This window comes from Patescibacteria group bacterium (genome assembly GCA_041664365.1).
In the GTDB taxonomy this organism is placed as follows: Bacteria; Patescibacteriota; Patescibacteriia; order UM-FILTER-42-10; family UM-FILTER-42-10; genus JAHJEX01.
In genome coordinates, this window is the sequence record JBAYKW010000002.1 from 38,026 (window position 1) to 49,976 (window position 11,951).

General features: G+C 45.4%; 10 protein-coding genes, 3 tRNA genes and 1 riboswitch. Of the genes, 9 read left to right on the forward strand and 4 right to left on the reverse strand.

Annotated elements, in window-relative coordinates; genetic code table 11:
- Positions 1–120 precede the first annotated feature (120 nt).
- The 7 genes from nrdR (at position 121) to WCW66_02285 (ending at position 8,600) form a co-directional block, all read left to right on the forward strand.
- A complete protein-coding gene (gene nrdR / locus WCW66_02255) occupies positions 121–597 on the forward strand; it encodes a transcriptional regulator NrdR (GenBank protein MFA6391565.1) in 477 nt (158 codons plus the stop codon).
- A gap of 18 nt (positions 598–615) precedes the next feature.
- Positions 616–3,546, forward strand: coding sequence for a vitamin B12-dependent ribonucleotide reductase (locus tag WCW66_02260; GenBank protein ID MFA6391566.1), 2,931 nt, complete (start codon positions 616–618; stop codon positions 3,544–3,546).
- A 6-nt stretch (positions 3,547–3,552) separates the two neighbouring features.
- Positions 3,553–4,101, forward strand: coding sequence for a cob(I)yrinic acid a,c-diamide adenosyltransferase (cobO, locus tag WCW66_02265; protein MFA6391567.1), 549 nt, complete (start codon positions 3,553–3,555; stop codon positions 4,099–4,101).
- A gap of 48 nt (positions 4,102–4,149) precedes the next feature.
- A riboswitch (cobalamin riboswitch) is annotated at positions 4,150–4,290 on the forward strand.
- A gap of 98 nt (positions 4,291–4,388) precedes the next feature.
- Entirely contained in the window at positions 4,389–4,853 is a 465-nt protein-coding gene (locus WCW66_02270) for a DUF4430 domain-containing protein (protein MFA6391568.1), read from the forward strand.
- A gap of 1 nt (position 4,854) precedes the next feature.
- Positions 4,855–5,430, forward strand: coding sequence for a DUF6580 family putative transport protein (locus tag WCW66_02275; protein MFA6391569.1), 576 nt, complete (start codon positions 4,855–4,857; stop codon positions 5,428–5,430).
- Between the two features lie 255 nt (positions 5,431–5,685).
- Positions 5,686–7,479 carry a hypothetical protein gene (locus tag WCW66_02280; GenBank protein ID MFA6391570.1) on the forward strand — a complete coding sequence of 598 codons (1,794 nt, stop codon included), beginning with the start codon at positions 5,686–5,688 and terminating at the stop codon, positions 7,477–7,479.
- Between the two features lie 17 nt (positions 7,480–7,496).
- Positions 7,497–8,600, forward strand: coding sequence for a SoxR reducing system RseC family protein (locus tag WCW66_02285; GenBank protein ID MFA6391571.1), 1,104 nt, complete (start codon positions 7,497–7,499; stop codon positions 8,598–8,600).
- Between the two features lie 229 nt (positions 8,601–8,829).
- Here the strand turns inward: WCW66_02285 and WCW66_02290 are convergent.
- The 4 genes from WCW66_02290 to WCW66_02305 form a co-directional block, all read right to left on the reverse strand.
- A tRNA-Met gene (locus WCW66_02290) sits at positions 8,830–8,906 on the reverse strand.
- Between the two features lie 303 nt (positions 8,907–9,209).
- Positions 9,210–9,285, reverse strand: a tRNA-Met gene (locus WCW66_02295).
- Positions 9,286–9,650: 365 nt separating this feature from the next.
- A tRNA-Leu gene (locus tag WCW66_02300) sits at positions 9,651–9,737 on the reverse strand.
- An 8-nt stretch (positions 9,738–9,745) separates the two neighbouring features.
- On the reverse strand, positions 9,746–10,000 hold the full coding sequence (locus tag WCW66_02305) for a GIY-YIG nuclease family protein (GenBank protein MFA6391572.1): 255 nt from the start codon (positions 9,998–10,000) through the stop codon (positions 9,746–9,748).
- A gap of 313 nt (positions 10,001–10,313) precedes the next feature.
- Here WCW66_02305 and WCW66_02310 point away from each other — a divergent pair, with 313 nt between their 5' ends.
- Positions 10,314–11,078 (forward strand): AAA family ATPase, encoded by a 765-nt coding sequence (locus WCW66_02310; protein ID MFA6391573.1) that lies wholly within the window; start codon positions 10,314–10,316, stop codon positions 11,076–11,078.
- Between the two features lie 12 nt (positions 11,079–11,090).
- Positions 11,091–11,948 carry a ParB/RepB/Spo0J family partition protein gene (locus tag WCW66_02315; GenBank protein ID MFA6391574.1) on the forward strand — a complete coding sequence of 286 codons (858 nt, stop codon included), beginning with the start codon at positions 11,091–11,093 and terminating at the stop codon, positions 11,946–11,948.
- Positions 11,949–11,951: the final 3 nt, after the last annotated feature.

Here is an 11,951-nt window from a genome sequence, read left to right on the forward strand (position 1 = left end):
ATACAATTACCATTAGAACCACAATATATAGTGTTGTACATGTTTTGAAAGATACGGTGTGGGGTGAAAGACCCAAATTTACCGCTTATACATAAAAAAGCTATATTTTTTTGAAAAATTATGCAGTGCCCTGTGTGCCACAATATGGATAGTAAAGTTATCGACTCCCGTTCAATAGAAGAAGGGATTGCTATTCGCCGGCGCAGAGAGTGTGAAAAATGTCAGTTCCGATTTTCAACATATGAAGAGGTGGAAATTCTGGACCTCTCGGTGGTTAAACAGGACGGTCGCAGAGAGGTATACATTCGTGAGAAGATTGAAAACGGATTGAAGCGGGCGCTCGAAAAAAGGCCGGTTGACCGTGAAGCATTCCGAAGACTAATCAGTCATATTGAAAGGGATATTCAACTTCGTAGCAAACCGGCATCCGCAAAAAATAACGGAGCACGCCGGGAGATAGAAACTTCCAAAATCGGAGAGATTGCCATCAAGCATTTGAAGAAATTGGATCCCGTAGCCTATATCCGTTTCGCATCCGTTTATAAATCTTTTGAAGACATTGATTCATTTAAAAAAGAACTTAAAAAAATAAGCTAATTAATTATAGGAGGCGCCATGCCAGAAGAAACACAAACAATTACACAAACAAAGGTTCAGGGAAACGAAACAAGTATTAAAGATTCTTCTCTTGATGAGAGCGAAGAAATACAAATAGAAAAAAAGAAAGGTTTAACTTTTGAACGTTTCTTCTCTCATTCAGGGAAGCATCCCTTTGACGATGTTAAATGGGAAAGGCGCGATGCTACAATTACTGATCCGAAAGGAAATATAATCTTCGAACAGAAGAATGTAGAGTTTCCTGTTTTTTGGACTCAGAATGCAACCAATATTTGTGTTTCCAAATATTTCTATGGCGACGAAAAAAAAGGTGAAAGAGAAAACAGTGTAAAACAGCTTGTTGATCGTGTTTCACGAACCATGACCGATTGGGGAAAGAAAGACGGATATTTCGCCTCGGAAGAGGATGGAGAAAATTTTTATAACGAACTAACCTTCCTGTTAGTAAATCAGTATGCCGCCTTCAACAGCCCGGTGTGGTTTAACTGTGGTGTAAATCGTTATGATACAGGATCCGGAGCCGGCAGATACTATTGGAATAAAGAACAGGGGAAAGTATTATTGGCCGAGGATGACTACACTTATCCGCAATGCTCCGCCTGTTTTATTAATTCCGTGGAAGATTCTATGGATTCTATTTTGAGTTTATCCAAAACAGAAGGAATGCTGTTCAAGTTCGGATCCGGCACCGGTACTAATCTTTCAACTATCAGATCTTCAAGGGAAAGGTTGAGTGGCGGAGGGCAGTCGTCCGGTCCAGTATCATTTATGAAGGGTTTTGATGCGTTTGCGGGTGTTATTAAATCCGGTGGAAAAACCCGCCGGGCCGCTAAAATGGTGATTCTAAACGCTGATCATCCGGATATCGTTGATTTTATTGATTCCAAGGCCAATGAAGAAAAGAAAGCCTGGGCTTTGATTGACGCGGGATACAATGGTGCAATTGACGGCGAAGCATATACTTCTATTTTCTTCCAAAATGCCAATAACAGTGTCCGAGTAACCGATAAGTTTATGGAAGCAGCGATGGAAAACAAGAAATGGAAAACGCACGCGGTGACAACCGGTGAAGAAATGGAAACGTATAATGCCCGGGATCTGATGCAAAAGATTGCCGATGCAACATATATTTGCGGTGATCCGGGTCTGCAGTTTGATACAACGATCAATGATTGGCACACTTGTCCGAATACCGACCGGATTAACGCATCCAATCCTTGCAGTGAATACATGTTCCTGAACGATTCTGCCTGCAATCTGGCCTCCCTTAATTTAATGAAATTTACAAATGAACAGGGAGTATTTGACATTGATTCTTATTTGCATGCCGTGGACGTAATGATTACTGCGCAAGAAATTGTAGTTGATCATGCCAGCTATCCAACGGCAGAGATTACAAAGAATAGTCATCTGTTCAGACCGCTAGGGCTTGGGTATGCTAATCTCGGAGCACTCTTAATGTCGCTAGGTCTTGCGTACGACAGCGACGAAGGAAGAGCCTGGGGCGGGTTAGTTACTTCAATCATGACCGGGCGCGCTTACCGGCAGTCAACTTTGATTGCTAATGTCGTGGGTACATTCGCGGAATATGAAACGAACCGCAGCCCGTTCCTGCGCGTTATGAGAAAACACAGAGACGCTGTTTATGATATCAGAGATTTTAATAAACAATCAGCGGAATTGAAAATAACGGCCGGGGAAATCTGGGATGAGGTAGTGGAAATGGGACAGCAATACGGATTCCGCAATGCTCAAACAACAGTACTTGCTCCGACCGGAACAATCGGGTTCCTAATGGACTGTGATACTACCGGAATTGAGCCCGACATTGCTTTGGTCAAATATAAGAAGTTGGTCGGTGGTGGCTATATGAAGATCGTAAATTCAACCGTGCCATTGGCGCTTAGACATTTGGGATACACTAATGAGCAGATCAATGCAATTATTGACTACATTGACAGTAACGACACGATTGAAGGCGCGCCTTCTTTGGATGAAGATCATCTGTCTGTATTTGACTGCGCATTCAGACCAAGTAATGGCGTAAGATCGATTCATCATATGGGTCATATTAAAATGATGTCCGCGGCTCAACCTTTCCTGTCCGGTGCAATTTCTAAAACAGTTAATATGCCGGAAGAATCCAAGGTGGAAGATATCATGGACGCATATATTCAAGCCTGGAAGCTGGGCCTGAAAGCAGTTGCGGTTTATCGTGACGGTTCCAAGCGCACGCAGCCGCTAAATACTGGTAAGGAAGACGGCAATAAAAAGGAAAAGACAAACGGTGATCAGGTGATCCGTCTGAAACTGCCTGATGAAAGACAGTCAATTACCCATAAATTTGAAATAGCCGGACATGAAGGATATATCACCGCGGGACTCTACGAAACAGGTGAAGTTGGGGAAATCTTTATCACCATGTCCAAAGAGGGTAGTACACTCTCCGGAATTATGGACGCATTTGCTACTTCCATATCTCTTAACCTGCAATACGGCGTGCCTTTGAAAGTTCTGGTCAGTAAGTTCACCCATTCCCGTTTTGAACCGGCAGGATTTACCTCCAACAAACAGATCCCGATGGTTAAATCAATTATGGATTATATTTTCCGCTGGCTTGCGATCAAATTCCTGAGACCGGAAGAAGCGGCACTGGTTCATAATGCTTTGTTGATTGGCAATGACCAGAAGGAGATGGAAGTAAAAAATACTGAAGTTAGAAAAGAGAAGGAAAAAGAAACCGTTGCAAAACCCGGTGCAGGACAGGAACCACTACCTTCATTCAAAGAAAAGTCCGAACAACAGGAACTGTTAACATTCCAGAATTCTGAGGATGCCCCATTCTGCGGGGAGTGTGGATCAATCATGGTGCGCAGCGGATCCTGCTATAAATGCATAGAATGCGGATCTACCAGCGGGTGCTCTTAAGAATCCATGCCAAAAAAACCTCAGGGAACTAAGGGATTAGTCATCGTTTACACTGGTAGCGGTAAAGGTAAGACAACTGCTGCGCTGGGGATTGCCCTGAGAGCAGCTGGGTATAAGAAAAAGGTGTTGATTGTTCAGTTTATCAAAGGTTCCTGGGACACTGGGGAAATCAATAGCATTAGGCGACTTTCGCCGGAGATTGAGTTGGTCAGGATGGGTGAGGGGTTTGTCGGCATTATTGATGATCAGAAGGAATTCAAAGAGCATGTGCTGGCGGCAAAGCGCGCGCTTGCCATTGCCCGGAAGGCAGTTATTTCAAAAAAATATAGTGTTGTCATTCTGGATGAGATCAATTACGCAGTCAAAGGCAAATTGATTAAACAACAGGATGTACTGGATTTAATAAAAATGAAGAATGAGAAACTGCATTTGGTGCTGACCGGGAATTTTGCCGGGCCGAAAGTTATCGCGAAAGCGGATTTGGTGACGGAAATGAAAGCGGTCAAGCATCCTTATCAAAAAGGAATCAAAGCGCAGAGAGGAATTGATTATTGATGTGGTTAGGGATTAGGGGATAGGGATAAGGGTGTTAGGATTAGGGCATTGAAAACATAATATTAAACTGGAATAGTACCAGGGAACACCGGTGTAAATCCGGGGCAGTCCCGCTACTGTAATCTCAGGGCATTTTTTTAGAAAATGTACTGGGAAAGTCAGAATACTGGTATATTCAAAATTAATTCTTTCTCCGCGGATAGGGAAAGAGGTAAAACTGCCGATTTTGCCTTCCTGTCCTAGGAAGGTTTTTTAATAAAAGATTAACTAATTGTCATAATAAAATCATGATCAAGAAGAGAATCGCATTTCTTTTTTCATTACTCCTGCTGACAACAATAATAGGAGCGGGGTGTACAAATAATCAAGATGCTAACAATCAAGATGTCAACAATCAAAATGTCGGCACAACAAATACTGCTACTGAAAACAGCAATGAATCAAATGTTTCAGATGTTGATAGCGATCTGAGTCTTGTAATTACTATGGATGACCAAAGTACCACTTACCCGGTCACAATCCAGAAATATTCCACTGCGCTGGATGTCTTAAGAAAGGTTGCCGGTGATAATAATCTCGAACTGGATACGCAGGAATCTACCTATGGTGTATATGTTAATGGTCTGGCCGGGAAAACGGGTGGTGACAACAACAAGTATTGGCTGTATTATATTAACGGAGAGTCTGCCACAATGAGTGTGGTGGATTATATTATTAACGAAGGGGATTCAATTGAATTTAAATTTGAATAATATGAAAAATATTTCTTGGAGAAAATTAGTATTCGCTTTACTGCTTATCGCGTTTGGCACACTTGGCAGATATTTGTTACTGGATATGCCGAATATTGAAACTATGACGGCGATTTCGCTGTTGGCCGGAGCGCTCTTAGGCGGAGGGTATGCGCTGGCGGTTCCTTTGTTATCAGTTGCTCTATTTGATATTTTCTACGGTAACAGTTCGATTCTTTTCTTTACCTGGTCGGCCTGGGCAATGATCGGACTGATCGGGTTAGTTTTGAAAAAGAAAAAGATGTCTGCATGGAAGTTTACAGCCGGTATGACCGGACTGGGAGTTTTATCATCAGTATTATTTTATATATGGACAAATTTCGGTGTCTGGCTGATCGGCGATTGGTATCCGGAAACAGTAGGTGGTCTAATGACCTGCATGATTGCCGGATTGCCATTTCTTAAAGCGCAAATACTGGGAAACCTGATAGTCGTCCCGATAATTTCCATTTCTCTAAGTTTCGTCTGGCAAAAATTTGAGGTTTTACAGCTAAGATTAACGAAAAATAAGCCAAAAAACTCCGATATTGTAATTTAATAACATTTACAAATCAGAAGATGAAGGGCGCTTCGACAAAAAGCGCTCTTTTATCATGCTCACACCTTGACAAATCAAAAAAAGTATGACAAAGTAGTCTGTTACGAATATTCGTAACTCAGTATAGAATGACCTTTGAAAAACAGGTTTTGTTACCTGTGTCATAACACAACTAGAAAACACTTGGCAGATAGACGAAGAAACGGGGAAATCAATTCTGGTTTTCCCAACGGGACACGAGTGAAGGAGACAGTCATGAATTCGTTCAACAAGTTCGGCCAAGCTCGGTGGTATGCGATGGTCTTCATCGGCGTGATTACCGCTGCGCAGGTGGTTAGGGGCAACTGGTTCGGTTTCGTGGAAGGTCTGTTGTCGATGGGAATCATGGCCGTCATGATGTGGGTGTGGCTGCCGATCTTCATCCGACAGCTGGCCGACCAGTACCTTTTCTTCTTGCGGGCGAAGGAAATGCGCGCCTACATGATTGAGAAGGACGGAAAGTTGGTCCGGCTCATCATCGCGGTACTGGCAAAGGACCGTCCGCGGTTCGAGGTGCTCAAGATGGAACAAGAAGCAAGGGGAATCCGGGTTGACCTGGTTGACCCTTCGAGCTCCTTGTATTACATCGGAGTGCCTTGGAAGTTCAAGGCCAAGTTTTGGTTTGAGTATCCGGCGGACGAAACGTCTCCCGAATTGCATCCCCAGTACTCGATGATTCTTTCTGAAAGGACCATCGATTACCAAGCGCCCGAAGTGCCCACGGCGGACTTCATTGAGATCACTGCCAAGCTGGTGATCTCATTGATTGTGGTGAATCCGCTCAAAGCAGTTTATGGCGTTAACCATTACATGGAGGCAGTGATCTTCCTGATCAACTCCAGGTGGCGTAGGGTTGCCACTACTCTGCACTTCTTCTACTACGGAGAGGATGCAGAGGCGCCAAAGGATCTCAATACGGTGCTCTCCAGACTGGAGACACTAAAGAGAGATCCGGAAATCTATCAGAAGGCTCACGGAGCACTGCTGGTGGATCTCTGGCTGGCCGGGCGCTGTCAGAAGTACAAGGTCGCTGTCGGGGAAGATGGCAATCCCAAAGCAATTGCTGACGGGAGGCCGGAACCTCGATACTGGAACGTCCAGGACTCCAAGGTAATGGATGGCACGGAGACTTTCGGAGGAAATGTCTACAACGTCTATGGAGACTTTGAAGGCAGATTCTTCTATGTTCGCGAAGAAGCGGATGAAAGCCTCGTGCTGATGTGTGGTAAGGAAGGAGAATCCCCGATTTCATTCGTCGAAAGCGACCGTAGCAAGGTCGTGGTCAGACCGGAACAGCGCGTGCTGTTTCTGTTTACCAAGTCGGGAGATTCTTGGGATGGGGTCCGTGCCTACTTCAAGTACGGGATTCCCGCCGACAAGCCGGCTCGTCGGCTAGTCATACACTTCGGTGTCTTCCCGAAAGACGTCGAAATACAAGACATCGGCACCCAGCGCAATATCAAGGAGGCCCTGGAAAAGCCCGCTATTGCCATTGCCAATGCTCTTGCTGCCAGGCAAGAAGCAGAAGGAATGAAAGCGGTCAAGGTTCTTGAAGCAGAAGGGGAAAAGCAGGCCAAGATCCTTCAGGGTGAAGGTGAAGAGAAGCGTTTGTCCTCTGTGGGCGCAGGCGAGGGCACAGCGAAGCGCCTGGTTGGTGAAGGAGAAGGCGCGGCAGTGCTTGCGGTCCACAAGGGACACGCCGATGGTTTCGCCGCTCAAATGGCGGCGCTTGGAATCAAACCGGGCGAGGCGGCTGCCTTGTCTATGTTGAGTGCCGAAGCAGTGCGTCAAATGGCAATTTCTGCTAAGCAGCTCACTGTTATAGGGGCTGAAGGCATTAACAACCTATTTGGCGTTGTGCCGGCTCTTGCGCAGCTCTGGAACAGAGAAGGGAACACTCCCTCTGAAGCTGATGTGATCAAAGTATTGTCCGGCCTTAGCGTGGCTGAACGACAGTCCGTGTTCGATGCGTTGCCCAGAACCAATAGTGGTGAGGACAGCGTTTCCTAAATTCGTGGAGGTGTGTCGTGGACATTCTGCTTCTCATAGTTCTTCTGCTGGCATTTGGTGCGTATTCCCTGAATTCCTGGTTCAGGAAACGCAACGGCACCAGCACTCAACGCAGAGTAACGAGTAGTTCGAGACTGCTCTTCCCAACCATCGCGCTCATCGTGATCGCGGTGATCGGACACTACGTCTTTCACTGGAAGGTGGGTAGCGCCATCTTCCTCATCATCCTGACTGCTGCGGTGGTCGGTGGTATCTGGTGGTTCCGGCGCAAACCGGCCTACTCCCGTTTCGGTGGTAAGCCGTTCGGTACGTTCGTCGGTAACAATATCAAACTCATCGGATGGCTCGTGTTCCACGTGGCCTTCTGGTGCGTGGTCGCAAACATGGACGGCAACTGGGACTACGTCAAGGAGTGGTGGTGGGGTAAGTACAGCTTGTTTCTGTACCCCATGCACTTGATCTACATCACGCGCGGCAGCTTTCCGGACGTGGTCACAGGGAAGTACACTTTCCCGAACAGGATCACGAAGTGGGCATTCACATTCCTGTTCATTCTGATGCTGTATGCACCGTTCTGCCACGTTACTCAGCGCGAGTCGATCCTGAGCCGATACGCGGGCTTCAACGAGTCCGGTTCGGCGCACTACAACATTCCGGGTCGGCAGTCGCCTGACTCGGACGAACTTCAGCGCGGGCAGTTCAATATCAACGTCACGCCGGAAGGACGTGACGCGAACGGTCTCGTGAAGAAGATGAGGGTTGGCACTTTGCCGGCCGGTACCACGTGGATCCAGACCTGGAATATCAGTGGTCGGGTCTACACCAAATATCTGATCTATCAGTGGATCGGCGACCGGCTGAAAGTCTACGACAAGATCCTCGTTGACAACAATCAGTTGGCTTCGCCGGACACCGATGGCGATGGCTTCTTGACCGTCAGCCAGAGTCCGTTGATGCTCATGCTGGGTGCCGACGGGAAGACGGGGTGGAAGATCGTCAATTCCGAGCGGTACGAATTCGCACCCCTGGCTCAGGATACCGAGGTATTTGTCCTGATCTACTCCGATCAGGAGAGACCCGGTACTGGAGGCGTCAGCTTCCATCTGCGGTCAGGAATCTGATATGTACATTTCCTGGGTGGCCCCATGCACAGTGTCTTACAAACGCTCGTGCATGGACCACCCTTTTTTCTTACAAAAAAAACTGTTTTCAGTGCATTAATTGAATTTTGTTTGAATTAAATATTGGGGCCCCCGACGAGCGTAGCTCGGTGGGGAAAGGGGTATAGACTCGAAACTAAAATAATCGAGTTTATAACTCGATTATGACAGTGGAGAGTCTAATGACCCGTGGTAGCAGGGGAGAGGTTCGAACTCTCGACCTCGGGCTTATGAGTCCCGCGCTCTAACCAGCTGAGCTACCCTGCCGCGTCCTTTTTATGCTTCAGGTTTCGTACTTCCCGCTTTGCGGGAACTACTTCACCTTTCGCATAAAAACTCCTTTCCTCGCAAAGGCGTGCTCGTCGAGCTTACGCTCTCCTGCGCTACTCCTTTGCTCGGGTTTTTATTCTTTATATTTTATGACTTGTGTGCTTCTATAACACTCGGTTGGTTTTGAGTTTAATTGGGGCCCCCGACGAGCAAAGCTCGGTGGGGAAAGGGGCATAATGCGTAGGGTGAAGTGAATGCAATAATTTGCAGACACGGAACCCGAAGCATTTAAATGACCCTTGGTTGCGGGGGGCGGACTCGAACCGCCGACCTCCAGGTTATGAGCCTGACGAGCTGACCACTGCTCTACCCCGCGTCGAGTGATCGCGAACTGCGACCTACATTTGTCCGGAACTGATGTTCCGAACAAATTCCGATCTCCGTTCGCGTCCCTCTCTCCTCGCAAAGGCGTGCTCGTCGAGCTCACGCTCTCCTGCGCTACTCCTTTGCTCGGGTTTTATATTCTATGCCTTATGCGCTTCCAATTTACTCGTTAGAATTTTTATTGTTAATATGCTACCGCAGTTTAGCCTAAATATATTATTTTGGCAAGTTTCATAGTGTATATCGTAAAATGGGGTCCCCGACGAGCAAAGCTCGGTGTGGAGAGGGACACAAATGTGAAAGGTGAAGTGAATGCAATAATTTGCAGACACGGAACCTAAAACATTTGATGACCCGTGGTACCGGGAGAGAGACTTGAACTCTCATGATGTTGCCATCACTGGATTTTGAGTCCAGCGCGTCTGCCAGTTCCGCCATCCCGGCTTGATTTACTATATGTTCGATAATGTGTTTCTGAGCAATGCTCTTAATGATTTCTTTCCTTTACTGGTTTTAAAGTAGCGTTCTCTTTTTTCAGCATCTTCTTTATTATTGAACATTTCATAGAAAATAATCTTAACAGGTAATCTATGTTTAGTAAAAGTGCTTTTACCCTGCCTATGTTCTTTTAAACGTCTTTCAAGGTTATTAGTAATACCTGCATAAAGTTGCTTATTGGATAAAAGCAAAATATAAACAGAAAACATGTTGATATTGTATTACGGATTATTAAATAACAATGATTAGTAAATAGTAATTTCCGCCATCTCGTACCACACAGGGTACGTGATAGCCATGAACCCTTTAGTGGTTCATGGCAGTTCCGCCATCCCGGCTTGATTTGAAACAGATATTACAAATATCTTTATCTCATACACTAGTCTAAATGGAATACAGCTTTCCTGTCAACCTCGTTAGAGAAAAACTCTCTAACGGGGTCAACTGGTTTAATTGGTAGTGGCAATATCTGTAAAAATTGGTATAATATAAAAGTTATATAACAATAAAGAGTATCTTTTAATGGCTCGAATTATTTCGTTAGTAAATCAGAAAGGTGGTGTTGGTAAAACAACCACTGCGGTCAATCTCGGAGCATATCTGGCGCAAATGGGCCGTTTTGTTTTGTTGGTGGATATTGATCCGCAGGGTAATGCATCTTCAGGTGTGGGAGTCGAAATGAGAAAGGTCCAAAAAGGTGTTTATGAAGCAATTATCAACCAAGCTTCTTTTCGGGATATCACGCAACATACTCAAATTGATGGATACAAAGTAGCTCCGGCAACCATGTCACTAGCCGGTGCCAATATTGAACTGGTGCCTTTTGAGCAGAGAGAGTACCGGTTGCATAATAGTTTGATGGAGATAAAGCACGATTTTGATTACATAATAATTGATTGTCCACCAAGTCTGGGTCTTTTGACTATTAACGGGTTGGTGGCAGCCGATGAAATATTAATCCCGGTCCAAAGTGAATACTATGCGCTGGAAGGATTGGGCCATCTGCTTAATACCGTGAATTTGATTAAGGAGAATCTGAAACCGGATTTAAAAATATTGGGTGCGGTCTTAACAATGTATGACCGGAGATATCAGTTGTCTCAGGAGGTAATGAACGAATTATACAAATTCTTCCCGGATAAAATATTCCGCTCGGTTATACCGCGTAATGTAAGACTGGCGGAAGCCCCGTCTTTTGGTGAGTCAATTCTAACCTACGATCCAAAATCAAAAGGCGCGAAAGCTTATGAGCGTTTGGCGCGTGAAATTATTGATACAGAAAATTAATAAATTTAAATAATGAAACACAACCATAGTCTGGGCAAAGGGTTAGCCGCACTGATTCCGATCAAGCAGGTGGCGGGTGTCACCACCGCGCAGTTGGCCGGTGCGAAAGAAGAATCAATCCATGAGTTGTCGATTGATGAGATTCAGGTTAATCCGATGCAACCGCGCACATACTTTGACGCACACGCGGAACAAGAGCTAGTTGAGTCAATTAGGGAACACGGAATAATCCAACCGTTAGTCGTCACTAAAGATGGTGAGCAATATCAGCTGATTGCCGGTGAAAGAAGACTGCGGGCTGCTAAGGTCGTTGGCTTGAAAACAGTACCGACTGTTTTACGTAACGTTTCTCAGCAACAAAAGCTGGAGGTCTCTTTGATTGAGAATATTCAAAGGCAGGATTTGAATCCGATAGAGGAAGCGCTTGCCTATTTGAGATTAATGCATGAGTTCAGCTTGACCCAGGAGCAAATGGCAAAGCGGGTTGGCAAAAATCGTGCCACTGTGGCTAATCTTTTGAGAATTCTTGAACTGCCTGCGGAAGTGCAACAGGCATTGATTGATCGGAAGATAACTTTAGGCCACGCAAAGGTGATATTATCTTTAGATTCCGAAAAAGACCAGATAAACACTTTTAAAAAAATATTAAGAGGGGGATTGAACGTGCAGGAAGCGACACGGGTTGTTCATGCTATCAAGCCTTCCAAGAAAAGCAAAACAATTGATTTTGATCTCCAGGAAAAAGAGGAAAAGCTCAGGTCGGCACTTTCGACGAAAGTAAGAATCGAACAGCATGGCAGGGGTGGGAAGATAGTTATAGAATACTATTCTTCCGACGAGCTAGATTCACTAATTAATAAAATTGTATAAAAT